The sequence below is a fragment of the Pectinatus brassicae genome, assembly GCF_014201835.1.
GTDB classification, from domain to species: Bacteria; Bacillota; Negativicutes; order Selenomonadales; family Selenomonadaceae; genus Pectinatus; species Pectinatus brassicae.
The window spans coordinates 1-22,771 of record NZ_JACHFH010000012.1 but is presented as its reverse complement, the minus strand read 5'-3'; the positions used below and the strand labels follow the sequence as shown (position 1 = coordinate 22,771).

At 37.6% G+C, this 22,771-nt stretch carries 25 protein-coding genes and 1 riboswitch; of the genes, 14 read left to right on the top strand and 11 right to left on the bottom strand.

The window, feature by feature from the left end:
• Position 1: 1 nt before the first annotated feature.
• From HNR32_RS05950 to HNR32_RS05940, 3 genes are all read right to left on the bottom strand, one after another.
• A complete protein-coding gene (locus HNR32_RS05950; protein ID WP_183860677.1) occupies positions 2-676 on the bottom strand; it encodes an alpha/beta fold hydrolase in 675 nt (224 codons plus the stop codon).
• 226 nt (positions 677-902) lie between these two features.
• On the bottom strand, positions 903-1,469 hold the full coding sequence (locus HNR32_RS05945) for a lipid-binding SYLF domain-containing protein (protein ID WP_183860675.1): 567 nt from the start codon (positions 1,467-1,469) through the stop codon (positions 903-905).
• 105 nt (positions 1,470-1,574) lie between these two features.
• Positions 1,575-2,801 (bottom strand): nucleotidyltransferase, encoded by a 1,227-nt coding sequence (locus HNR32_RS05940; RefSeq protein ID WP_183860673.1) that lies wholly within the window; start codon positions 2,799-2,801, stop codon positions 1,575-1,577.
• A gap of 138 nt (positions 2,802-2,939) precedes the next feature.
• Here HNR32_RS05940 and HNR32_RS05935 point away from each other — a divergent pair, with 138 nt between their 5' ends.
• From HNR32_RS05935 to HNR32_RS05875, 13 genes are all read left to right on the top strand, one after another.
• The gene (locus HNR32_RS05935) at positions 2,940-3,443 is read left to right on the top strand and encodes a YceD family protein (protein WP_183860671.1); all 504 of its coding nucleotides are present in this window, start codon (positions 2,940-2,942) and stop codon (positions 3,441-3,443) included.
• 34 nt (positions 3,444-3,477) lie between these two features.
• Positions 3,478-3,657: a 50S ribosomal protein L32 gene (rpmF, locus tag HNR32_RS05930; protein ID WP_183860669.1), complete on the top strand. Its 180-nt coding sequence runs from the start codon at positions 3,478-3,480 to the stop codon at positions 3,655-3,657.
• A gap of 410 nt (positions 3,658-4,067) precedes the next feature.
• Entirely contained in the window at positions 4,068-5,093 is a 1,026-nt protein-coding gene (gene plsX / locus HNR32_RS05925; protein WP_183860667.1) for a phosphate acyltransferase PlsX, read from the top strand.
• On the top strand, positions 5,077-6,078 hold the full coding sequence (locus tag HNR32_RS05920) for a beta-ketoacyl-ACP synthase III (RefSeq protein ID WP_183860665.1): 1,002 nt from the start codon (positions 5,077-5,079) through the stop codon (positions 6,076-6,078). Before plsX ends, HNR32_RS05920 begins: the two co-directional genes overlap by 17 nt.
• 1 nt (position 6,079) lies before the next feature.
• Positions 6,080-7,027 carry an enoyl-[acyl-carrier-protein] reductase FabK gene (fabK, locus tag HNR32_RS05915; RefSeq protein ID WP_183860663.1) on the top strand — a complete coding sequence of 316 codons (948 nt, stop codon included), beginning with the start codon at positions 6,080-6,082 and terminating at the stop codon, positions 7,025-7,027.
• A 39-nt stretch (positions 7,028-7,066) separates the two neighbouring features.
• Positions 7,067-8,011: an ACP S-malonyltransferase gene (fabD, locus tag HNR32_RS05910; protein ID WP_183860661.1), complete on the top strand. Its 945-nt coding sequence runs from the start codon at positions 7,067-7,069 to the stop codon at positions 8,009-8,011.
• Position 8,012: 1 nt separating this feature from the next.
• A complete protein-coding gene (fabG, locus tag HNR32_RS05905) occupies positions 8,013-8,756 on the top strand; it encodes a 3-oxoacyl-[acyl-carrier-protein] reductase (protein ID WP_183860659.1) in 744 nt (247 codons plus the stop codon).
• Between the two features lie 36 nt (positions 8,757-8,792).
• Positions 8,793-9,023 carry an acyl carrier protein gene (locus HNR32_RS05900; protein WP_183860657.1) on the top strand — a complete coding sequence of 77 codons (231 nt, stop codon included), beginning with the start codon at positions 8,793-8,795 and terminating at the stop codon, positions 9,021-9,023.
• Between the two features lie 80 nt (positions 9,024-9,103).
• Positions 9,104-10,048 carry an NAD(P)H-dependent flavin oxidoreductase gene (locus tag HNR32_RS05895; protein ID WP_183860655.1) on the top strand — a complete coding sequence of 315 codons (945 nt, stop codon included), beginning with the start codon at positions 9,104-9,106 and terminating at the stop codon, positions 10,046-10,048.
• Positions 10,049-10,068: 20 nt separating this feature from the next.
• Entirely contained in the window at positions 10,069-11,310 is a 1,242-nt protein-coding gene (fabF, locus tag HNR32_RS05890) for a beta-ketoacyl-ACP synthase II (RefSeq protein ID WP_183860653.1), read from the top strand.
• 13 nt (positions 11,311-11,323) lie between these two features.
• On the top strand, positions 11,324-12,031 hold the full coding sequence (rnc, locus tag HNR32_RS05885) for a ribonuclease III (protein WP_183860651.1): 708 nt from the start codon (positions 11,324-11,326) through the stop codon (positions 12,029-12,031).
• Between the two features lie 107 nt (positions 12,032-12,138).
• On the top strand, positions 12,139-12,519 hold the full coding sequence (locus tag HNR32_RS05880; protein ID WP_183860649.1) for a VOC family protein: 381 nt from the start codon (positions 12,139-12,141) through the stop codon (positions 12,517-12,519).
• Positions 12,520-12,578: 59 nt separating this feature from the next.
• Positions 12,579-13,373 carry a hypothetical protein gene (locus HNR32_RS05875; protein WP_183860647.1) on the top strand — a complete coding sequence of 265 codons (795 nt, stop codon included), beginning with the start codon at positions 12,579-12,581 and terminating at the stop codon, positions 13,371-13,373.
• Positions 13,374-13,677: 304 nt separating this feature from the next.
• Here the strand turns inward: HNR32_RS05875 and metK are convergent, their stop codons facing one another.
• From metK to hisD, 8 genes are all read right to left on the bottom strand, one after another.
• Entirely contained in the window at positions 13,678-14,868 is a 1,191-nt protein-coding gene (gene metK / locus HNR32_RS05870; RefSeq protein WP_183860645.1) for a methionine adenosyltransferase, read from the bottom strand.
• 74 nt (positions 14,869-14,942) lie between these two features.
• A riboswitch (SAM riboswitch) is annotated at positions 14,943-15,048 on the bottom strand.
• Positions 15,049-15,094: 46 nt separating this feature from the next.
• The gene (gene coaBC / locus HNR32_RS05865; RefSeq protein ID WP_183860643.1) at positions 15,095-16,300 is read right to left on the bottom strand and encodes a bifunctional phosphopantothenoylcysteine decarboxylase/phosphopantothenate--cysteine ligase CoaBC; all 1,206 of its coding nucleotides are present in this window, start codon (positions 16,298-16,300) and stop codon (positions 15,095-15,097) included.
• On the bottom strand, positions 16,300-16,512 hold the full coding sequence (rpoZ, locus tag HNR32_RS05860; protein ID WP_221300573.1) for a DNA-directed RNA polymerase subunit omega: 213 nt from the start codon (positions 16,510-16,512) through the stop codon (positions 16,300-16,302). The genes coaBC and rpoZ overlap by 1 nt, the downstream gene beginning before the upstream one ends.
• Positions 16,513-16,514: 2 nt before the next feature.
• Complete coding sequence (gene gmk, locus HNR32_RS05855; protein WP_183860641.1) at positions 16,515-17,129, bottom strand: guanylate kinase; 615 nt, start codon at positions 17,127-17,129, stop codon at positions 16,515-16,517.
• Between the two features lies 1 nt (position 17,130).
• A complete protein-coding gene (gene remA, locus HNR32_RS05850) occupies positions 17,131-17,403 on the bottom strand; it encodes an extracellular matrix/biofilm regulator RemA (protein WP_183860639.1) in 273 nt (90 codons plus the stop codon).
• 104 nt (positions 17,404-17,507) lie between these two features.
• The gene (locus HNR32_RS05845) at positions 17,508-18,440 is read right to left on the bottom strand and encodes a YicC/YloC family endoribonuclease (protein WP_183860637.1); all 933 of its coding nucleotides are present in this window, start codon (positions 18,438-18,440) and stop codon (positions 17,508-17,510) included.
• Complete coding sequence (gene dapF / locus HNR32_RS05840; protein ID WP_183860635.1) at positions 18,433-19,272, bottom strand: diaminopimelate epimerase; 840 nt, start codon at positions 19,270-19,272, stop codon at positions 18,433-18,435. Before dapF ends, HNR32_RS05845 begins: the two co-directional genes overlap by 8 nt.
• Positions 19,273-19,442: 170 nt before the next feature.
• The gene (gene hisD, locus HNR32_RS05835) at positions 19,443-20,705 is read right to left on the bottom strand and encodes a histidinol dehydrogenase (protein WP_183860633.1); all 1,263 of its coding nucleotides are present in this window, start codon (positions 20,703-20,705) and stop codon (positions 19,443-19,445) included.
• Between the two features lie 168 nt (positions 20,706-20,873).
• On the opposite strand from hisD, the gene HNR32_RS05830 reads away from it, so the two are divergent.
• Complete coding sequence (locus tag HNR32_RS05830) at positions 20,874-22,631, top strand: Rqc2 family fibronectin-binding protein (protein ID WP_183860631.1); 1,758 nt, start codon at positions 20,874-20,876, stop codon at positions 22,629-22,631.
• The last annotated feature ends 140 nt before the right edge of the window (positions 22,632-22,771 follow it).

Sequence of the window (22,771 nt, the reverse complement as noted above, 5' to 3'; positions counted from 1 at the left end):
ATTAATTACCCCATATGATTTTATTGCAAAGATTATTTTCAGTTAAAAAAGGAATATGACCACAATCAGGTAAAGTGAAAAGCTCACAATTAGGCAGATGTTCAGCTAGGTATATTCCTGCTGTCAGCGGACAAATAGTATCAGCTGAGCCATGAATGATTTTGACTTTTACTGTAATTGCACTCAAAAGACTGCGCAGGTCGCTATATTGCAAATACTCCAGACCAGCCAGTAATGCTGCTGTGCTTTTGATCATAGGCTCTCTGGCGGCAAAAATATCAGCAGCAGCTTTTTCTTTTGCTGAAAACATAGTTTGATAAAAGGCCAGCTGGGCAGTAGATGCATTATGGTTAACTTGCCGCTTCAGCCATTTCAGGCTGCTGGCTGGAATACCAGCATTATAATTTTTGTCATTGATAAATTTAGCGGTGGAACTAATAAGCGTTAATTCCTTTATTTTTTCTGGATATTTAGCGGCTAATTCTAAAGCCATCATGCCGCCTAATGACCAGCCAATCAAGTGAAGCCCACCCTGGGGACAGATATGTAACAGCGACTCCGACAAACTTTTCGCGCTGACCTTTTCGGAAAAATCGTGGCGATGCAGGGGGGAGACTTTTGGAGGATTGGGAAAAATATCCTTATTTGCGGCCCAGCCGCTAAGAAATAATATCATGTTTTATTCTCCTATAATAGTAAAGATGGACTATTGTTAAAATAACCTAATATTAATTTATTGTCAACTCATTGATTTTAAAAGTTGACTTAAAACTATAATTTTAGTTTATTACTAGGATAAGCACTAATTTCGCAATGAAATAAAACATATATTAGGAAGCGGAATTATATAGCAATAAAAAAAAGAACCGCATAAATAGCGGTTCTTATATAATAGAGCGTATTTAATTGAGATCTTTGTCTTTGTAATAATTGGTGCCTTTTACAGCAAGTTCAGCAGCAAGTCCTTTAGTGGTCATCTGATAGATCCAGACACCAGGCGATATGGGGACAGCACCTTCTAAGGCATCGCCGTTTACACCATCGGTAGCGGCAGCAGTTGCCTGTGCGCCAAAAGTCCAGCCCTTTTCAACAAAGGAATTCCAAGCATCTTCATTAGAAAAAACAAAAATAACGGCATATTCCTTGACCCCTAAACCGAGGCCTGCTTGATATTCCTGCATGCGCATAAATATTTTTTTGCCGGTTCGGCGGTTAACAGCAACCCCCTGTCCATGTGAATGTCCTAACAGCAATAGTTTAAAACCAGTATTATTGAATACGGCATAGCCGGCAGAATGCTCAATTACAGATTTTGCCTTAGGCTGTTTGCTATAAAGTTCTTGTAGTGTGGTAACGGTTTTATGCAGTAAGGCAGTTCTTTGATCTTCTTTACTGGTCGCCGATACCGTGGTGGTAATAAGTAATAGCATGAATATGAACACTATGGTTTTTATTGTTATCTTAGGCATGGAGTAAACACCTCTTTCTAAAATTAGTAATAAAAATAATTAATATTATAATAACATTATCAAAATAACAATGATAGTATAATAGCAATGTAAAATTAATTATTATTATTTTAAGTAAATTGGCGATGTATAAAAATCACGGCCGGCATTCTTTGGCTGTGGATAACAAAGTGCCTGCAAATCAGTGGCATGGATATCCACAGCCAGCATTTTTTGCAGACCGGACAAGGGATGCTTCCATAATTGTTTTTGTGATAAAAATTGTGTTGTCTTTATGATAGCCGGAATTTGCGCTTGTTTTTTAATTTTTTTTAAAATAGTCTGTCCCTGCCCGTTAAAACCTAAAACACGTGCATACTGTGGGCCGAGTGCCGTAAAATTATTTAAGCTGTCAGCTGAAATATTTAAAAGAATATGCATTAGATTACGTCTAAGCCTGCTGTGATGATAGTGTTTGCTTTTTACTTTATCGACAAGCTCATTGATATTTTTGGCAGTAGAGGCGGCTTGCAAAAATTTAAATTCAAGACCGTTGTTTATTTGGGCATATTTTTTTAATTCTTCGGTATTAGTGCAGCGCAGTTTGGCAGTTAAAATTGGAAAAAGTCTGTTGTTGTCAGCAATATCCAAGTTGGCAGTGATTAAAGCAAAACAGTCTGCCGGAAGAACTGTTTGTAAATCCTTCCTATTATATTGTAAAGAGTGCAAAAGATTTCTGATAGAGGTAGCACTGGAAATTGTACCGTTTATAGTTGTATCATTGTGATGAGATATTTGTCTTTTTATAATGATGGGCGAAAAAGCAGCATTTATTTGCTGCATGGTTTTTAAGTATTCTATACCTAAGATAATATTAGGTTCCTGCAGTAATCCCTTGGCAGAGGGAAGATACTGTGCTATTAGTTCACTGATAGCAGCGGCATAAGAGCTGCCCTGCTGTAATTTTTCGCGCAGGCTGTTAATTTGTAAATCATTATTTAAAAAATCAGCAATTTTTATTAATGTAGTAATATCAGAGGTTTCACTGCCAAAACAAATATAGTCGATACAATTTAAATATGCTAATAATTTGACAGCTCCTTGGGCGAATCCTTCAGCACTTCGCAGAGAAAAAACTGTAGGAAGCTCTATAATAAGGTCAGCACCACCTAATAGAGCCATATGGGCACGCTGCCACTTGTCAAAAATAGCAGGTTCCCCTCTTTGGACAAAACTGCCACTCATAATTATTACAAAAACAGCATCGGGGAATTTTTTGCGTATGGAGTCTATTAAATATTTATGACCGTTATGGAAGGGATTGAATTCAGCAATAATACCAAAGATTTTCATAAAAATTCCTTTCAATTTATTGTTATTTTAGGTATATTATAGTATATTGAAAAGAAAAAAGCATAAAATAAAAAAAAATTAAAAACTAATTTGACAAAATATATAGTGCCCGCTATAATAAATTGAGGTTGTTATCTTATGATGAAAATAAAATTATCCGATGTAAACAATGCCAGTGGTAGGAATTATAGATTTGCTTTTAATTTACCTGCCGACGAATTTAATTTTCCGACAGATGATTATCAGATTATAGGAACAATAGAAGTAAGCGGTATAGCTGAAAATACTGGAACTGGATATCATTTGCAAGGTAGTGTGAAATGCCAACGGCATTTTATATGTGATCGCTGCTTGGGAAAAATTACCGAAGATCAGGTTAATGATTTTGATGAGATTTACGCAGTAGATGCCCCTGAAACTCAAAAAGATGTTAACCTGTTTAGTGGCGATTTTGTTGATATCACTGATTTAGTTCACGATGTTGTTATTGTTGCACAGCCTATGGCTAATTTATGTAAACCGGATTGCAGAGGCTTGTGCCCTAAATGCGGCATAAATCTTAATGAACAGCAGTGTGATTGTGATACAACGATAATAGATGCTCGTTTAACGGTATTAAAAAAACTGCTGGAAAAGGATTAGTTTAATATTGGGTCGGTTTAAGGAGGTGTTTTAAATGGCAGTACCAAAGCGTAAAATGTCTAAAGCTCGCCGTGATAAGCGCCGTGCTAATTGGAAATTAGAAACTCCAGGTTTCGTATCATGCCCGCAATGCCACGAACCTAAAATGCCACATCATGTTTGTACAGAATGTGGATACTATGATGGAAAGGAAGTTGTTTCCGCTGCGGAATAAAGTTCTGATGAGCAAGGTATATTTGTCTATATCTTGCTCATTCTTTTTATTTTAGGGAAGAATAATTTATACATAAAGTAGAAACTTGAGATTTCTGAGTATTGAAATTAAATTTTAGTATTCGGGAGTTTATTTATGTTATAAAGTACAAAACTTATTTGCATATACAAAAAACAAAATTCGCTTGAGAATTATTCATAAATATAGAAATAAAACAGCATAAAAATATATTTTCTATCGTAATGAAAAATGATGGATAACTGAAAAATATATCGTAAAACTAACAAACATTGACATAACAGCGGAAAAATTATATCTTTTACTTGCTATTTTATATTAAAGCCAGTATAATAACAAAACGATGATTCAAATTAGAGATTATATTTTAGCAAACAATGGGGAGGCTGAATATGAAAATAGCGCTGGATGCAATGGGTGGCGATTATGCACCTGAACAGATAGTTGCTGGCGCGATTGATGCGGCCCAATGTTTTGATTGTGAAATAGTGCTTGTTGGTGATCAAGATAAAATACAGGCACAGTTAGATAAATTCCCAAATTGGGAGAACTTAAAAATTACAGTGCATCATGCAACTGAGGTTATAGAGATGGGAGAACATCCCGCAGCTGCCGTAAGAAAGAAAAAAGATTCTTCTTTAGTTGTGGCAGCACAATTAGTAAAAACTGGTGAATGTGATGCAGTTATTTCGGCTGGCAGCACTGGAGCCGCCGTAACCTCAGCACTGTTTATATTGGGACGTATTGCAGGAATAGCTCGTCCAACTATTGCAACACCTATTCCAACAGGACATGGAGTGACGCTCCTTTTGGATTCGGGAGCCAATGTTGACAGCAAGCCCAAACATTTACAACAAAGTGCTTTGATGGGGTCGATTTATTCTGAATGTGTATTTGGCGTAGAGCGACCACGCGTGGGACTTTTAAATATTGGTGAAGAAAAAACAAAAGGCAATGAACAGGTTTTAAGTACATATCCGTTATTAGAGAATATGCATACAATTAATTTTATCGGTAATGCTGAAGGCCGCGATATTACGAACGGTACAGTTGATGTTGTAGTTTGTGATGGCTTTGTCGGCAATATTGTTTTGAAATTTGCTGAAGGCTTGGCGAAAACCTTGCTGAAATTGATAAAAGAAGCCATAAAAAATGGTGGCTTTTTGGCAAAGCTTGGTGCATTGTTGTTAGCTCCTACTTTAAAGAAAATTGCCAAAAAAATTGATTATGCTGAGTATGGGGGTGCTCCTTTACTTGGTATAGATGGATGTTATATAATAGCGCATGGAAGTTCAAATAAAAAAGCAATAAAAAGCGCAATTGGTGTGGCTTGTGAGTATGTGAAACGCGATGTTGTAAGCCGCATTCGAGAAAATATGCAAAAAGAGGAGATGCTGGCTAATGACCAAGAAAAATAGCGCCGGTATACTTGGCACAGGATATTGTTTGCCAGAAAAAAAACTGACGAATTTTGATCTTGAAAAAATGGTTAATACCAGTGATGACTGGATAGTAGAACGGACTGGTATACATGAACGTCGCATAGTAGCGAAAGATGTGGCTACCTCAAGTTTGGCGGTTAAAGCTGCTGAAATGGCATTGAAAGATGCTAATACTACAGCAGAAGAGCTCGACTTAATAATTGTAGCAACAATTACACCAGACAGAATAATTCCATCGACGGCTTGTATTTTACAAGATAAATTAGGAGCCAAAAATGCCGGAGCCTTTGATTTAACGGCAGCATGTTCTGGATTTGTTTATGCTTCAGCGATTGCCTGTCAGTTTATTGAGTCAGGTGTATATAAAAAAATATTAGTAATCGGTGCTGAAACCTTATCAAAAATTGTTGATTGGCAGGATAGAAATACCTGCGTGCTTTTTGGTGATGGAGCAGGTGCTGCTGTCTATGGACAGGTTGAAGCTGGCTATGGTATGATGGGATTTGATCTTGGTGCTGATGGTCCTGGCGGAGATAATCTGCAGATACCTGCTGGTGGGAGTTTACATCCAGCGTCTTTGGAAACAGTGAATGAACGTATGCATTATATGCAGATGAACGGTAAAGAAGTTTTTCGCTTTTCCGTAAAAGCGATGGGCGAAACAGTTCTTCGTTCGTTGGAAAAAGCTGCGTTGCAAAGAGAAGATATTGACTGGCTGGTACCGCATCAAGCAAATATCCGCATTATCCAAACCGGAGCTAAACGGTTAAAGATGCCAATGGATAAGGTGATTATAAACCTTGATAAATATGGTAATACATCGGCAGCCTCTATTCCTATCGCATTAGCGGAAGCTGCGCATAATAATCACTTCAAAAAAGGTGATGTATTAGCATTTTCAGGATTTGGTGCTGGTCTTACATGGGCATCATGTGTAATGAAATGGGCTAAGGGGGAATAAGATGTTTGAGAATAATAAGCTTTGTAAACTGCTTAATATAAAATATCCGATATTTCAGGGTGGTATGGCTTGGATTGGCACATCTGAATTAGCAGCTGCTGTATCAAATGCTGGTGGTTTAGGAATAATTGGTGCTGGACATATGCCGCCAGATTTATTACGCATAGAAATTCAAAAAACAAAAAAATGGACTGATAAACCTTTTGGTGTTAACATAATGTTGATGTCACCGTTCGTAAAAGAAGTAATGCAGGTTGTAGTTGAAGAACGAGTACCGGTTATTACAACTGGTGCCGGCAATCCAGCTGAATATATTCCCGCATTAAAAGAAATTGGCAGCAAAGTAATTCCCGTAGTAGCTTCGGTGGCGTTGGCTAAAAGATTAGTAAGAACAGGTGTAGATGCCGTTATTGCTGAAGGTTTGGAAAGCGGCGGACATATTGGCGAAATTACTACAATGTCACTTGTGCCGCAGATTGTTGATGCTGTTGATGTACCAGTTATAGCTGCTGGTGGTATTGCGGACAGTCGTGGTGTGGTAGCTGCATTTTCGTTGGGAGCAGCTGGCGTTCAAATGGGAACACGGTTTGTTTTATCAGAAGAATGTATCGCTCATGACAATTATAAAAATGTAGTTTTAAAAGCAAAAGATCGTTCTACCGTGGTAACAGGCCGGACAACAGGTCATCCTGTACGCGTTTTATCCAATAAATTGACACGTAAATTCCAAGAGATGGAAAAATCAGGTGTAAGCACTGCAGAACTTGAAAAACTTGGTGCTGGTAAACTGAATTTAGCAACACATAAAGGTGATGTTGAAAATGGTTCAGTTATGATTGGTCAAATCAGTGGAATGCTTTCTGAAATAAAACCAGTACAAAAAATTATTACTGATATAGTAGATCAAATGCAAAATGCTTTGGATAATGTTCAAAATAGTTGTCGGTAACTATTTTATTTGAACGGAATATGAAAGGATAATTTATTTATGAATAAACTTGGATTCATTTTTCCTGGACAAGGTTCACAAACAGTAGGAATGGGCAAAGAATTCTTTGATAATTATGATGTTGCTAAAAAAATGTTCAAAGAAGCTGATGATGCTTTGGGTTATTCCATAATGGATATGTGTTTCAATGGTCCAGAGGAAGATTTAAAATTAACGGCTAATACTCAGCCAGCTATATTAACGGTCAGCGTTATCGCTGCAACTATTTTACAGGAAAAAGGCATAGTACCGCAGATAGTCGGCGGTCATAGCTTGGGCGAATACTCAGCATTAGTCGTCGCCGGCGCTATGAAATTTGCTGATGCCGTGTATCTTGTTAATAGGCGTGGTTCTTATATGCAGGAAGCTGTTCCAGTTGGTGAAGGCGGTATGGCGGCTGTAATTGGTCTTGACAGAAATATAATTGTTGACATATGTCAGCAGATTACCGATAATATATCATTGGTACAGGCTGTTAATTTTAATTGTCCGGGTCAGGTAGTTATAGCAGGAACGACAGCAGGCGTAAATGCAGCTGTTGATAAATTAAAAGAAGCTGGAGCCAAAAAATGCGTATTGCTGCCAGTAAGTGCACCTTTTCATAGCAAATTGATGGCTCCAGCTGCTGAAAAATTAGCAGTGGAACTCGATAAAATAGATGTTTGTGATGCTAAAATACCAGTTGTAGCTAATGTTACAGGCAAGGCACTGACAAGCGCTGCTGATATTAAGGCAAGCTTAATTAAACAAGCAGCCAGCCCGGTAAAATGGGAAGACTGTGTTGCTTCAATGAAAGAATTTGGTGCTGACACTTATGTAGAAGCTGGTCCAGGTAAGGTTTTATGTGGTTTTAATCGCCGTATTGATAAAACTCTAAAATCTTTAAATGTAGAAGATGAAGCTTCTTTGCAAAAAACGCTTGATTATTTCCAGGAGGTTCGTTAAAATGCTGTTAGAAGGCAAGATTGCATTAGTTACTGGAGCTTCTCGTGGTATTGGCAGAGAAATAGCTATCAGCTTAGCTAATGAAGGTGCCAGTGTTGCAATAAATTATGCTGGTAATACTGCTGCTGCTGAAACAGTACAAAATGAAATTATTGCTAATGGCGGTAAAGCCATGATAGTTCAGGCTGATGTAGCGGACGCTCAGGCAGCAGAAGAAATGATTAATAAAGTTGTGTCAAAATTTGGTACGATAGATATTTTGGTTAATAATGCCGGAATAACTCGTGATACCTTATTTGCCCGCATGAAACAGCAGGATTGGGATGCTGTTATAAATACAAATTTATCCGGTGTTTTTAATTGTACTAAAGTTGTAACTAAGTTAATGATGAAAAAACGCGCCGGAAAGATAATAAATATGGCTTCAGTAGTTGGTTTAACCGGTAATATCGGTCAGGCTAATTATGCAGCTGCTAAAGCTGGTGTCATTGGTTTTACTAAATCATTGGCGAAAGAATTAGCAGCACGTAATATAACAGTTAATGCTGTAGCTCCAGGATTTATTTCTACTGATATGACATCAGTAATTCCAGATAAAGCTAAAGAAAATATATTACATAATATACCGTTAGGAAAAATGGGCGAACCGCAGGATGTAGCCAATGCAGTAATGTTTTTGGTTTCTGATAATGCCGCTTATATAACTGGTCAGGTTATTAATGTTGATGGTGGCATGGCGATGTAATAAAAAAGTAACTTTATGGGAGGAGGTGAGCAACATATGTCGACATTCGAAAAAGTTAGAGATATTGTTGTTGAACAATTAGGCGTTGAAGCAGATGATGTCAATATTGATTCTACTTTTATTGATGATTTAGGTGCTGATTCTCTTGATATAGTCGAATTAATCATGGCTTTTGAAGAAGAATTCAGCATTGAAATTCCTGATGAAGCTGCTGAAAAAATCAAAACAGTTCATGATGTTGTGACCTATATAGAACAGACTAAATAAGATACTTATTTAGTTTAAGGAACCTTTATTGATAAAGGTTCCTTAAACTAATACAAGCGAAATTGATAGGAGGAGTTATTTTGAAGCTTCCGGAGCTTAAGATTGGCGATAAAATCGCAAAAGTACCGGTTATTCAAGGCGGCATGGCGATAAGGCTTTCGACAGCACGTCTGGCTGCAGCTGTAGCAAATGAAGGCGGTATTGGTTTAATCGCTGCGTCCGGTATGACAAATGACGAACTACGGTATGAAATTCGCTTAGCACGTTCTTTGACATCTGGGGTTATTGGAATCAATATAATGGTCGCTGCAAAAAAATTCAGCGAATTAATAAAGACGGCTATACAAGAAGGTATAGATTTGGTAGTTGCTGGTGCAGGCTTTTCTCGGGATATGTTTGGTCTGGGCAAGGAATCTGGTACACCAATAGTTCCAATCGTATCTTCGGCTAAATTGGCGAAAATTTCTCAAAATCTTGGCGCTGCTGCTGTTGTTGTTGAAGGCACAGAAGCAGGTGGACACTTAGGTACATCAATTTCTATAAAGAAATTAATACCTGAAATACGGGCTGCTGTTGATATACCTATTATTGCAGCTGGCGGGGTGTTAAGTGGTCAGGATATTGTTGATTTTATAAATATGGGTGCTAATGGAGTCCAAATGGGCTCTCGTTTTGCTGCAAGCGAAGAATCTAATGCAGCACCGGCACTTAAAGAATTTTATTTAAAGGCAAAACCTGAAGATATTGTTGTAATAAAAAGTCCGGTAGGACTTCCAGGTCGTGCCGTAAGAAATCCATTTTCAGAAAAAATAATGCAGGGCAGTGTGCCAATAACGCATTGCAATAATTGTTTAAAAAGTTGTAAACATAATTTTTGTATAATAAAAGCGTTGGAGCGTGCTCAACAAGGTGACGTGGAAAACGGTTTAGTTTTTGCAGGGGAATATATTCATAAGATAAAGGAAATATTGCCCGTAAAAGAAATATTTGCACGGCTTAAGCAAGAAGCTGCTGTAGCAAATTAAAGGTGAGGTGTAGTATTATTTTGGCAAATAGAGTAGTTATTACCGGTCTCGGTGCAGTTACGCCTATTGGTATTGGTAAAGGTAAGTTTTGGGAAGGGCTGTTGGCTGGAAAATCTGGTATTGGTAAGATAACCCAATTTGATGCAACTGATTTTAAAGCACAGGTTGCTGCTGAAATTAATGATTTTGAACCATCTGATTTTATTGATAAAAAAGAAGCAAAGCGGATGGATAGATATACACAGTTTGCAATAGCTGCTACTAGAATGGCATTTGAAGATGCAGCTGTTGATTTGGACAAAGAAGATAAAGAACGTATCGGTGTATTTATTGGTACTGGTATTGGCGGCATTGGAACAATGCATGACCAATATGATGTATTGTTTAAAAAAGGCCCTAATCGTATCAGTCCTTTTTGTGTACCAATGATGATAGCCAATATGGCTACTGGTCAGGCATCCATTACATTTGGCTTGCAGGGACCAAGCAGCTGTCCAATTACGGCTTGTGCTACAGGAACTAATGCTATTGGTGATGCCATGCGTGTAATTCAACGCGGTGAAGCTGATATGATGGTTGCTGGCGGTACAGAAGCATGTATTTCACCATTGCCTGTTGCTGGTTTTGCTTCCATGAAAGCATTATGCACAGACATGAATGACAATCCAGAAAAAGCATCACGTCCATTTGATAAAAATCGCAGTGGTTTTGTAATGGGTGAAGGTTCTGGTGTTGTTATCTTAGAAAGCTTGGAACATGCATTAGCTCGTGGTGCTGAAATTTATGCTGAAGTAGGCGGCTATGCTGCAACTTCTGATGCATATCATATAACCAGTCCAGATCCTGAGGCTGTTCAGCCGGCAAGATGTTTTTCATTGGCAGTAAAAGATGCTGGTCTTAATATGGAAGATATTGATTATATCAATGCTCATGGTACATCAACACAGCTTAATGAAAAAACGGAAACCATGGCAATTAAACGTGCCTTTGGCGATCATGCCTATAAATTATCAATCAGCTCAATAAAATCCATGATTGGACATTTATTGGGGGCAGCAGGTGGAATAGAATGTATTGCTACGGCACTTACCGTTAAAAATGATATAATGCCTGCTACGATAAATTTAGAAACACCTGATGAAGCATTAGATTTAGATTATGTGCCAAATGTAGCACGTAAGAAAATTATTAACGCAGCTATTTCTGATTCATTAGGGTTTGGTGGTCATAATGCCGCAGTCCTTTTGAAAAAATTTAAGTAAATCAGGTTTTATAATGGAGCTTTCGCAGGAACGTACGAAAAAAATTACACAATTGGCTAAAAGCTTAGGCGTCAATTTTAAAGATATCAGCTTATTAGATACAGCGCTTACGCATACATCTTATGCTAATGAATCCAAAAACAATATTGTTCATAATGAGCGATTGGAGTTTTTAGGTGATGCAGTACTGGAGTTAGCATCAAGTACGTATTTATTTAATAAATTCCCTGAAATGCCTGAAGGTGAAATGACTAAGGCCCGTGCTTCAGTTGTTTGTGAAACAACGTTGGCTAATCTATCCTCACAGATGAAGGTGGGAGATTATCTCCTATTGGGAAAAGGTGAACGTTTGACGGGTGGCAGTAGGCGTCCCTCAATACTTGCTGATGCTTTTGAGGCCATTATCGGTGCCATATATATGGATCAAGGCTGGCAGATTGCCTGTGAGTATGTATTAAATAAGCTGCAAGCTGATCTTATTTCTATTGAACAGGGATACAACCTTAAAGATTATAAGACCATTTTGCAGGAAGTGGTGCAAGGTCGCGGACAGTGTATTGAATATAAGCTTATTTCCGAAAATGGACCTGATCATGCCAAAATTTTTTCCTTTGCTGTTATTGTAGAGGGAAAGCCTGAAGGTACAGGCGATGGAAAAAGCAAAAAAGAAGCTGAACAGCGCGCGGCTTTTGCTACTTTACAGAGATATAACATAATATAAGGATTTATTCCTAACTAATAGCTGATAAAAAGACTGTCATAGCATGGCAGTCTTTTTATCAGCTATTATATTATGCCAAGAAGGTAAATAATTGTAAGGAAAATAAAATGAAATTTGAGTTTTTACATGTAAATTTATGCGTTTCTGATTTAGAAAAATCGCTTGAGTTTTATAGGGAAGCTTTAGACTTAAAGGAAATAAGGCGCTTGGATTTTCCTGAATTTATAATGGTTTATTTAACTGATAATAAAAATAATTTAGAGTTGGAGTTAAAATATTTAAAAAAACCGTTAGCGGCAGAAAATTTATTAGAAAAAGAATTATTCCATATTGCTATGCAGGTCGATGATTATGACCATGCACTGCAAAAACATAAAGCTATGAATTGTATTGCTGTTATTAATGAAAAGGCTGGAATTTATTTTATAAATGATCCTGATAATTATAAAATAGAGATACTGCCACAAAACTTTTTTTATGATAAGTAAGTATTAACATATAATTTATATAATAAAGGAACAGTATAGTTTACTTAGGAGAGAATATATTGAATAAATTAAAGGCGCAAATAATTCTTGTAATAACTGCTATTATGCTATTTCAAGGATTAATAATTTCAACAGGTAGTGCTTTTGCACTATCTGATTCAAATGGAGAAAAAGCACGAGCTTTTAATAAAACTTTTGTTGATGCTGATATCCATAAACAAGATACCGAGGCTACAGTTTTATTAGATAATTGTACAAAAGAAAGAGCTCGTGAATTTGCAAAATTTAAGGTTCAGTTTGATCTTGCAAGAAAATATGAAGCCCAAATTTATAAAGAAAATTTGGGGTTGGATAATAATATTTTTTCGGTATCAGCAAATGATATTCCAGTGCAGGAAATATCGGAAAAAATTGAGAATAAAGAAATAAATGGAAAAGTAAAAGACTATATGATTGTAATTTTTCGTCAGAAAAAATTCGATAGTAATAAATTCAATCCATTTATAGAAAAGGAGATAAGTATAAGACCAGCTGTCATAAAAAAAGTTGATCATATAGGTAAGGTGTGGACAATTGAGGCCGAGGGATATGGATATTATGAAAGTGCCGACAATATTGATAGGAAAGCAACTGTTGCAGCACATATGGCACAAAAAGCAGCATTTGATATAGTGATAAAAAAAGCAGTAGAGTTAAAGTTGATTAAGCCAGATAATAAAAAAGATTTTCAGCAGCCACTTGCAGTAAAAAACCATCAAAGTGGAGTTTATAAACCTAGTGGTTGTGGGGTGTATTTTACTAAAACGATTAAAGTGGAAATTGATGCTAATGGAAAAATATTAGATGAAGAATAATAAAATTGATTATTATTATTTAATAAAGTTTGTTTTTAATACATAACTACTGTAAAGAAAAAAGAGGCTGTCATATGCATGCTATATTAATGCTTTATCTTCCTTATGGCTCCCCTGTAGGGGAGCTGGCAGCTTTAGCTGACTGAGGGGTTATAATATTAATTAGTAGCCCCCTTTTTCAGTCATTGCTAGTGCTATTCTTCTTGAAGGGACGGTTTTAAAACATAAAATACGAGGCTGCTGTACGTTTTTATTAACGTGCAGCAGCCTCGTCGTATTTAGTAAAATAAGATTTTAATGTAGATTATAACCCGGCCTGCTGTTTTAAAAGAGCAGCTTTGTCGGTGTGTTCCCAAGGTAAATCAATATCGGTACGGCCAAAATGACCGTAAGCAGCAGTCTGTGCGTAAATAGGACGGCGTAAATCAAGCATTTTTATGATGCCGGCTGGACGCAGGTCAAAGTTATCACTTATCAGCTTAGAGATTTTATCTTCATCAATTTTAGCGGTACCAAAGGTTTCAACCCTGATAGATACAGGATAAGCAACACCAATAGCGTAAGCAAGCTGTATCTCGCATTTATCAGCAAGACCAGCAGCAACTACGTTTTTAGCAACGTAGCGGGCTGCGTAAGCAGCTGAACGGTCAACTTTGGTAGCATCTTTACCAGAGAAAGCACCGCCGCCATGACGAGCCATACCGCCATAGGTATCAACGATGATTTTACGGCCAGTAAGTCCACAGTCACCCTGAGGGCCGCCAATGACAAATTTACCGGTAGGGTTAATAAAGTATTTTGTGTTTTCATCAACCATATTTTCTGGAACAATAGGAGCAATGACTTTGGCTTTAATATCTTTTTCAATTGTTTCCAAGGATACTTCAGGACCGTGCTGGGTAGAAACAACAATAGCTTCAATGTGAACTGGTTTGCCATCTTCATAAGCGACAGTTACCTGAGTTTTCCCATCGGGACGTAAATAATCAAGTTCTTTCTTTTTACGTACTTCAGTTAAGCGACGGGAGAGGCGATGTGCCATAGCAATAGGAAAAGGCATAAATTCCGGTGTTTCATTGGTAGCATAACCAAACATCATACCCTGATCACCAGCACCAATAGCATCCTCAATTTCCATATTGCCTTTTTTAGCTTCTAGGGCTTTATCCACGCCTAAAGCTATGTCAGGTGATTGTTCGTCTATAGAAACGGAAATACCGCAGGTTGAAGCATCAAAACCATATTTAGCACGGGTATAACCGATTTCTTTGATTTTGTTGCGTACTATTTTAGGAATGTCTACATAGCAAGTGGTGGAAATTTCGCCAGCAATGTGTACCTGGCCAGTGGTTATTAGTGTTTCACAGGCAACGCGTCCGTTAGGATCCTGTTCCAAAATTGCATCTAAAATACTATCAGAGATTTGATCGGCAATTTTATCGGGATGGCCTTCAGTAACTGATTCAGATGTGAATAATATACGTTTTGCGTTCATAAGTTCCTCCATGATTAGAAAAATTTGTAAATAAATAAAAGCCCTCTAAGAAAAGAGGGCTTTTTATAAGCTTACTCTCATCTTCTAGGATTAATCCTAAAGGAATTAGCACCGTTTGATAATAAAATCATGGTTGCCGCAGCGTCATAGGGCCAGTCCCTCAGCTGCTCTTGATGAGTTCCATATTCATTTACAATATACATATTACTATTTTTGAGAATAAATGTCAATGAGTTTTTAGTTTATTGATTTTATCGAGAATAATAGAGGCTAAGGCAGTCTTTTTTATTAACGGAATATCTTCAACTAAATTGTTCTTGCCGATGATTTTAACGATATTTGTGTCAACATTAAAGCCGGCGTTGACCTTGCTGACATCATTGGCAATTATCATATCAAGATTTTTGCGCTGCAATTTATCCTGAGCGTATTTAAGTAAATTTTGTGTTTCAGCGGCAAAACCAATGAGTAATTGATTTTGCTGTTTTTTCTGCCCTAGTCCCAGCAGAATATCAGGATTTTTTACAAGCTCAAGCGAAAGCTTTTCTGAGGCTTTTTTTATCTTTTGCTCAGATACTTCGGCAACAGCATAATCAGCAACGGCAGCTGCCATTACAATAACGTCATTAGATGCAAAATTTGCTTCAACATGCTGCTGCATTTCTTTAGCAGTTTCTACCTTTATAACTTTAATACCAGCAGAGGCAGTTAGTGTAGTAACACCTGAGATTAAAGTTACTGCAGCACCTCTTTTTGCTGCAGCCTCAGCAATGGCATAACCCATTTTTCCGCTGGAACGATTGCCGATATAGCGGACTGGATCAATTGGCTCACGGGTGCCGCCGGCAGTAATTAATATTTTTACATTCTTAAAATCCTGTTGCACTGGTGTAAAATAGTTTTCTACAGTACGTACAATATCAGCAGGTTCAGGCAGACGTCCGATACCGCTGGTGCCGCAGGCTAAATGACCTTCTGCTGGTGTTATTATATTATAATTCGCAACTTGCCTGAGTGTTTGTAAATTACGCTGAAAAATAGGATTGTTATACATATTAGTATTCATTGCCGGGGCAAGAAAAACAGGGGCTAACGATGCCAGTACTGTAGTAGAGAGCATATCGTCAGCAATGCCATTTGCTAATTTACCAACCATATTGGCTGTAGCAGGTGCAATTAATATTAAATCAGCTTTTTGTGCCAAGGCAATATGCTCGACATTCCAGGTATGAACTTTTTCCCACATATCACAGCTGATGGGATTGCCGGTTATTTCCTGAAAAGTTAAGGGTGTTACAAATTTGGTTGCCGATTTTGTCATGATTACATCAACATTGGCACCGGCTTTTCTTAAACGACTGGCAATGTCAACGGCTTTATATACAGCGATACCACCGCATACACCCAGTAAAATATTTTTCCCTGTAAGCATTATTTAAGTCCGACTTTTACGCGCTGATAGCTTATTTTGTTTTCAGCGATCTCTTCTAAAGCATTGGTTACATTTTTGGTGGATGTTTTTACAGAACGGATAGGTGCACCGTCTAAAATTTGACGGGCACGTTTTGATGCTAAGACAACAAGTGTGTATTTGCTGTCAACTTTTGGCATTAATTCATCTATTGAAGGGTTTACTATATCCATGATTATATCTCCTCAGTTTTTATTTTATTAATGATATCAATATTACGGCTGGTTCGGCATTTTTCTGCTAAAATTATCGCAGTTATCTGTTCCACAGCAGTATCAATATTGTTATTTACTACCAGATAATTATAATGCTGACCTAGGGCGATTTCATCAATAGCAGCATCTAAACGCTTTTTTATTACCTCAGCAGTTTCAGTGCCTCGGCCGCGAATGCGTTTTTCAAGCTCAGCAAGTGATGGCGGCAGTAAAAAGATAAATATTCCATCAGCAGCCTTTTCCATGACATTCAAAGCACCTTGTGTATCTATTTCCAACAATACATCAATTCCCTGTGCCCGCAATTCATTGATTTTGTTTAAGGGCGTTCCATAATAATTACCATACACATTAGCCCATTCTAAAAGCTGATTTTGGGTAATCATATTTTCAAATTCATCTTTGCTTACAAAATAGTATTCGCGGCCGTTTTCCTCACCAGGACGCGGCAGGCGAGTTGTGGCAGACACGGAATAGGTGATATTTGAATTTTGGGCAAATAGTTTTTTGCAGACCGTTCCCTTACCAGTACCGGAAGGACCCGATAGAATGATTAAATTTCCTTTGCTGGACATTTTACTTTTCTTTATCCTTTACTATTTCACTATTATTGTCAATTACACGATTGGCAACTGTTTCAGGCTGAATAGCAGACAAAACAACATGGTCACTGTCAACAATTATAACGGCGCGGGTACGTCGTCCATAGGTAGCATCAATCAACATACCTTTTTCACGCGCTTCCTGAATGATACGTTTTATGGGAGCAGATTCAGGGCTGACGATTGCAATTATTCTATTAGCTGATACGATATTACCAAAACCAATATTGATTAATTTTATACTCATATAAACCAGCCTTTCCTATTTGAATAAATTCAACCTGTCACATATAGATAAACTACTCCGGATTATTGAATATGCAACGATATAAAAATAATTATAAAATGAACTTATTCAATGTTTTGTATTTGTTCACGAATTTTTTCTATCTCGCCTTTAACATCGACCACAAGCTGTCCAGCATCAGCTGAATTAGCCTTAGAAGCGATGGTATTGATTTCACGGTTCATTTCCTGGACAATGAAATCTAATTTTCGTCCAATATTGCCACCGTTTATTACCGTTTGTTCAAATTGTGAAAGATGACTTTTTAACCTGGTTGTTTCTTCCGTATAATTGGTTTTTTCGGCATAAATGGCAGTTTCCTGAATTATGCGGGTTTGGTCAAGGTCATTGGCATTAAGATATTCTCCTAAAGCAGCTACAAGATTTTGCCGATATTTTTCAACAATTGTTGGCGCAAGCTGACATAAGTCATCAGTTATTTTGCGAATAACATTAATGCGATATAAAATATCTTTACACAGATTCTTGCCTTCTGCGGTTTTCATTTGAATGAACAATTCTATGGCGCAATCTAAAGTGTGCGTAAAATCATCCTGCAAATCCTGTACATCAGGAAATTTATCTTCTTTAATTAAAATGCCGGGATAAGTGGATAAGCTTATCAGATTATTTAAAGAAAATTTTTCATCAGCTGAATGTATATCGCTGTTGTTAACTATCTGTGATAAATTATTTAAAGCGTCACGATAAGCAAGAGCAAGATCTTTATCAATTACCAGTGAGCTGTTGTTACCAATGTTATCAGTGTAGTTAACGTAAAGATCTATTTTACCACGTAATGCATATTGATTCAAATGTTCGTTTATAATACTTTCCAATGAGCGTAGTCCGGCAGGCAAATGAGCATAGACATCTTTAAAGCGATTATTTACTGATTTAATTTCAATACTCATTTTATAAGTGTCTTTTTCACAAACGGCTGTACCGAAACCTGTCATACTGCGTACATTGAGTTCATCTATGTTTATTTTATCCACTATATTTACCTTCAAATACTTTAGTTGCTGGCCCAGTCATATACACATTATTATCAGATTCATTCCATTCGATAGATAATAACCCACCATCTAACTGTAATGAAGCTTGTCGGTCACATAAATTATTTAGAACACCTGCTACAAGTGTAGCACAGGCGCCGGTTCCACAGGCGAGCGTAATGGCTGCACCACGTTCCCAGACACGCATGCGTAACTTGGACCGATTTAGTACCTGGACAAATTCCACATTAGTTTTATTAGGGAAAATCTGGTGCTTTTCTAAAACAGGTCCCCATTTATTAATATCAACAGCATTAATATCGTCAACGAAGATAATACAATGCGGATTTCCCATTGATACACAGGTAATATGGAAATTTTCATTATCAACAATTATTTCTTCGGAGATAATTGTTTTATCAGCAAAGCCAGCCACAGGAACTTTATCGGCCTGTAAAACAGGATTGCCCATATTTACTGTAACTAATACATCGTCACCAGAAGCAATAATTTTGGGCTTCATAATACCAGCTTTTGTTTCTATTGTCATCTCTGATTTTGTAGTTAATTTTGCTTCGTATACATAGCGGGCAAAGCAGCGAATGCCATTGCCGCACATTTCAGCTTCTGATCCATCAGAATTAAAAATACGCATGCAAAAATCGGCATTTTCTGAGGGACACACTGTAATTACACCGTCTGCACCAATACCGAAGTTTCTATTGCAGATAGCAGCGGCTTGAGGCTGGATGGTTTCAATGTTTTCTTCTAGCCCATTGATAATGACAAAGTCATTGCCACATCCATGCCATTTAGTAAATTTGAAGTTCATATAATAATAACCTCCTGACCTTATAGTCATACATAGTAATTGTAATATTTATTTCGTATTATTGCAACATATTAGTAAAATAAAATAGTATTTATAATGATAAAAAAGACTGCCGGCGTAAAATAATTACACTAACAGTCTTTGGGTTTATATTTAGAGGATGAATTAATTTATTTTAGGCGTTCAGCAACAGACTGCTTATGTGCCATAAGACCTTCAACTTCAGCTAAATGCATACACGGTGCAGATAAGTTTTGACAGCCTTCCGCGGTAATATGCTGATAAAAAGATGTTTTAATGAAGGTACCAACATATAAGCCATTGGAGTAGCGTGCTGTACGCATTGTGGGTAAAGTGTGGTTGGTACCAGAGCAATAATCGCCAAAGGCTACAGGCGTATATTCACCAATGAATAATGAGCCGTAATTGTTTAGATTTTTGCTGAATTCAAGGCTGTTTTTAGTGTGCACTTCCAAGTGTTCCGGAGCCATTTCATTGGCAGCTGCGATCATTTCTGCATCATCAGCGGCAATTAATATAGTGCCATTATCAAGCCACGATTTATAAGCTGTTTCACCTGTAGGCAGCTGCTTTACAAAGTCAAGCAGTTTATCCTGGACTTTTTGGGCATAAACTTCATCAGTCGTTATAAGAATAGCCCGGGCATTGGCATCATGCTCGCTTTGGGCGAGCAAATCAATAGCAGCGTATTCGGGTTTAGCAGTGCCATCGGCAACAATCATTACTTCGCTGGGGCCAGCTAAACTGTCAATACCGACTTCGCCCAAAACCTGACGTTTTGCTTCAGTAACAAATTTATTGCCAGGTCCGACAATCATATCAACCGGCACAATACTATCTGTGCCGTAAGTTAGCGCGGCAATAGCCTGAGCACCACCGGTGCAGTATATTTCATCGACACCGCCAATATCCATAGCAACAAGAACCGCTGGATGAATGCCGCCATATTTTTTATTGGCAGGGCTGACGGCAACAATTCGATCAACACCGGCAATTTTGGCGGGAATGGATAGCATTAACGCAGTACTGGGAAGCGGATAGCGCCCTCCTGGTACATAAGCACCGCAGGATTTTACAGTGATTAATTTATGACCTAAAGTAACACCGTGCACATTGCTGGGAACTTCTAATTCCTTAAGGCAATTCATTTGCTGCTGGGCATAGAATTTAATTTGTTTGGCAGCAAACTGCAGCTGCTCTACCGTTTCGGAAGATACCTGTTTATAAGCATTTTCGATTTGTGTGGGTGTAATACGTAAGTTCGGTGTGTCACATCCATCAAATTTTTTGCCAAATTCCCATAGTGCCTTGTCACCGTTTTGGCGTACTGTATTAATTATATTGGCAACATTTTGACTGAGTTCAGCGGTTCGATTATAAGTTATATGTGCGGCGGACTTTAATGTTTTCAATGATATCACCCTTTTATCCTTTATCTATTTAAAAAGTAAAATCGTTATTATATATAATAAGCTTTATTATCAATTATTGCAAGTGATTATTATAGAATGTTTGCTTATTTGACCGTTATTTATGGAGTATGATATACTCAACCTATTCTTTAATAAGGTAGTGATAATATGGGAATGGATGGTTTTTCCCTTTATGCATCAATAGATGAAATGAACAGACTTTTAAGCGGTGGACGTATTGATAAGATCGCTCAGCCGCGTAAAAGTGATATTTATATTTCTGTAAGACTGCCGGGGATGACGCATGTACTGCATGTGTCAATAGATCCGGCAATGCCAACGATGACAGTTACAAAACGGCAGATAGAAAATCCACCAGAACCACCGGTTTTTTGCATGCTGCTGCGCAAACAGCTTGAAGGCGGACGTATTGCCCAGATATATCAGTTGGGCAGGGATAGAGCAGCCATCATGGAAATAGATACCTTGGGGGCTGGCGGTTTAATAGTGACAAAAAAATTATACATCGAATTAATGGGAAAATACAGTAATATAATATTAACGCAGGAGGATATAGTTATTGATTCTTTGCGCCGTGTAGGCACAAATAGCAGCCGCGTGCGTACAATTCTGCCACAGCGGCCATATATGCCGCCGCCGCAGCAAGATAGTATCGATGTATTGGAACATCAAGATGAATTTATTGCTAATGTAAAAGAAAAAATCGGTGAAGATATATATCGAGCAGTACTGCATACCGGAGCAGGTTTTGGACCAATAACGGCTAAGCAGATATTGTTTCTGGCAGGACTGCCTAAGGATATGCCCGTAGAGTCTTTAGAGGAAAGCGATTATGTGTCACTATCCAATGCCTTGCAGGAACTACTTGATATTTATAAGAAAAAGGAATTTACACCGACACTGGTTAAAAATAAAAACAATAAAGTTATTGCAATGGCCGCATTTGCATTCGATATCTATCCTAATGATGAAAGTATGACATTTGCTACCATGAGTGAGATGCTGGAAATGGGCCATAAACTGACCGATGATTATGTATCGCCGGAAAAAGAGCATTTATTAAAATTCGTTGTGCATGAAATAAATAAACAAAACGGTAAAAAAAATAAACTATTGGAAGAATTGAGCAGGTCGCAGCAAGCTGAAGATGAAAAAATCAAAGCCGATAATATCATGACATATCAATATCGGTTTATTGACCATATTGACAGCGAAATTAAGGTTAACAATATTTATGCTGCTGACGGTGCCCAGATAGTTATACCGATGGATAAGAAACTGACAGTCGTGCAAAATATGCAAAAATATTATCAAAAATATGATAAACTGCGCCGGGCCGAAAAAATATTAGGAACACAGATTAATGAGTGCAGTGAAAATATCAAATACTTAGGAACAATAGAGGCTGCCTTGTTTTCGTCATCATCAATTTCTGAGCTGGCTGATGTAAAAAATGAGTTGATTGCGGGCGGATATATGCAGATGGAGAAACGCAAGCGTATGGCTATCACACCATCAAAACCATTTAAGTTTATATTAAGTGATGGTACAGAAGTGCTTGTGGGAAAAAACAATTACCAAAATGATAAAATAACCATGAAAACAGCACATTCTTCAGATATATGGCTTCATACTAAAGACATTCCCGGCTCGCATGTTATTATTCGTACACAGGGAATAGAACTAGAAGATGCTGTAATTGAAGAAGCAGCAAACTTGGCGGCTTATTTTTCCAAGGCTAAGGATTCATCAAATGTGCCGGTTGATTATACAAAATGCCGATTTGTAAAAAAACCAGCTGGTGCAAAACCAGGTTTTGTAATTTTTACTAATAATAAAACGTTGTATATTACGCCGGACAAAGAAAAAATGGCTAAATTATTAAAACAAAATAATATTGAATAAATTAAGAAGGCTGTTTCTAAAATATGGGAACAGCCTTCTTGCTTAGGTGCGCCCGGCATGGGCGCAGTCTAACGGGTGAAAGTCCCGAGTGTGGGTTAATAGTGCCAAGCACATAGCTCAAGGCAAGGGTGTCCACCGTG

Bases quoted from the DNA above. Each gene is read 5' to 3' on its own strand.
- coaBC (WP_183860643.1), bottom strand. From the start codon at position 16,300: ATGCTTACAGGGAAAAATATTTTACTGGGTGTATGCGGTGGTATCGCT.
- fabK (WP_183860663.1), top strand. From the start codon at position 6,080: ATGTTTGAGAATAATAAGCTTTGTAAACTGCTTAATATAAAATATCCG.
- fabD (WP_183860661.1), top strand. From the start codon at position 7,067: ATGAATAAACTTGGATTCATTTTTCCTGGACAAGGTTCACAAACAGTA.
- HNR32_RS05880 (WP_183860649.1), top strand. From the start codon at position 12,139: ATGAAATTTGAGTTTTTACATGTAAATTTATGCGTTTCTGATTTAGAA.
- HNR32_RS05940 (WP_183860673.1), bottom strand. From the start codon at position 2,801: ATGAAAATCTTTGGTATTATTGCTGAATTCAATCCCTTCCATAACGGT.
- HNR32_RS05920 (WP_183860665.1), top strand. From the start codon at position 5,077: ATGACCAAGAAAAATAGCGCCGGTATACTTGGCACAGGATATTGTTTG.
- gmk (WP_183860641.1), bottom strand. From the start codon at position 17,129: ATGTCCAGCAAAGGAAATTTAATCATTCTATCGGGTCCTTCCGGTACT.
- remA (WP_183860639.1), bottom strand. From the start codon at position 17,403: ATGAGTATAAAATTAATCAATATTGGTTTTGGTAATATCGTATCAGCT.
- fabG (WP_183860659.1), top strand. From the start codon at position 8,013: ATGCTGTTAGAAGGCAAGATTGCATTAGTTACTGGAGCTTCTCGTGGT.
- dapF (WP_183860635.1), bottom strand. From the start codon at position 19,272: ATGAACTTCAAATTTACTAAATGGCATGGATGTGGCAATGACTTTGTC.
- rnc (WP_183860651.1), top strand. From the start codon at position 11,324: ATGGAGCTTTCGCAGGAACGTACGAAAAAAATTACACAATTGGCTAAA.
- HNR32_RS05945 (WP_183860675.1), bottom strand. From the start codon at position 1,469: ATGCCTAAGATAACAATAAAAACCATAGTGTTCATATTCATGCTATTA.
- HNR32_RS05830 (WP_183860631.1), top strand. From the start codon at position 20,874: ATGGGAATGGATGGTTTTTCCCTTTATGCATCAATAGATGAAATGAAC.
- HNR32_RS05900 (WP_183860657.1), top strand. From the start codon at position 8,793: ATGTCGACATTCGAAAAAGTTAGAGATATTGTTGTTGAACAATTAGGC.
- rpmF (WP_183860669.1), top strand. From the start codon at position 3,478: ATGGCAGTACCAAAGCGTAAAATGTCTAAAGCTCGCCGTGATAAGCGC.
- plsX (WP_183860667.1), top strand. From the start codon at position 4,068: ATGAAAATAGCGCTGGATGCAATGGGTGGCGATTATGCACCTGAACAG.
- metK (WP_183860645.1), bottom strand. From the start codon at position 14,868: ATGAACGCAAAACGTATATTATTCACATCTGAATCAGTTACTGAAGGC.
- HNR32_RS05950 (WP_183860677.1), bottom strand. From the start codon at position 676: ATGATATTATTTCTTAGCGGCTGGGCCGCAAATAAGGATATTTTTCCC.
- rpoZ (WP_221300573.1), bottom strand. From the start codon at position 16,512: ATGGATATAGTAAACCCTTCAATAGATGAATTAATGCCAAAAGTTGAC.
- HNR32_RS05935 (WP_183860671.1), top strand. From the start codon at position 2,940: ATGATGAAAATAAAATTATCCGATGTAAACAATGCCAGTGGTAGGAAT.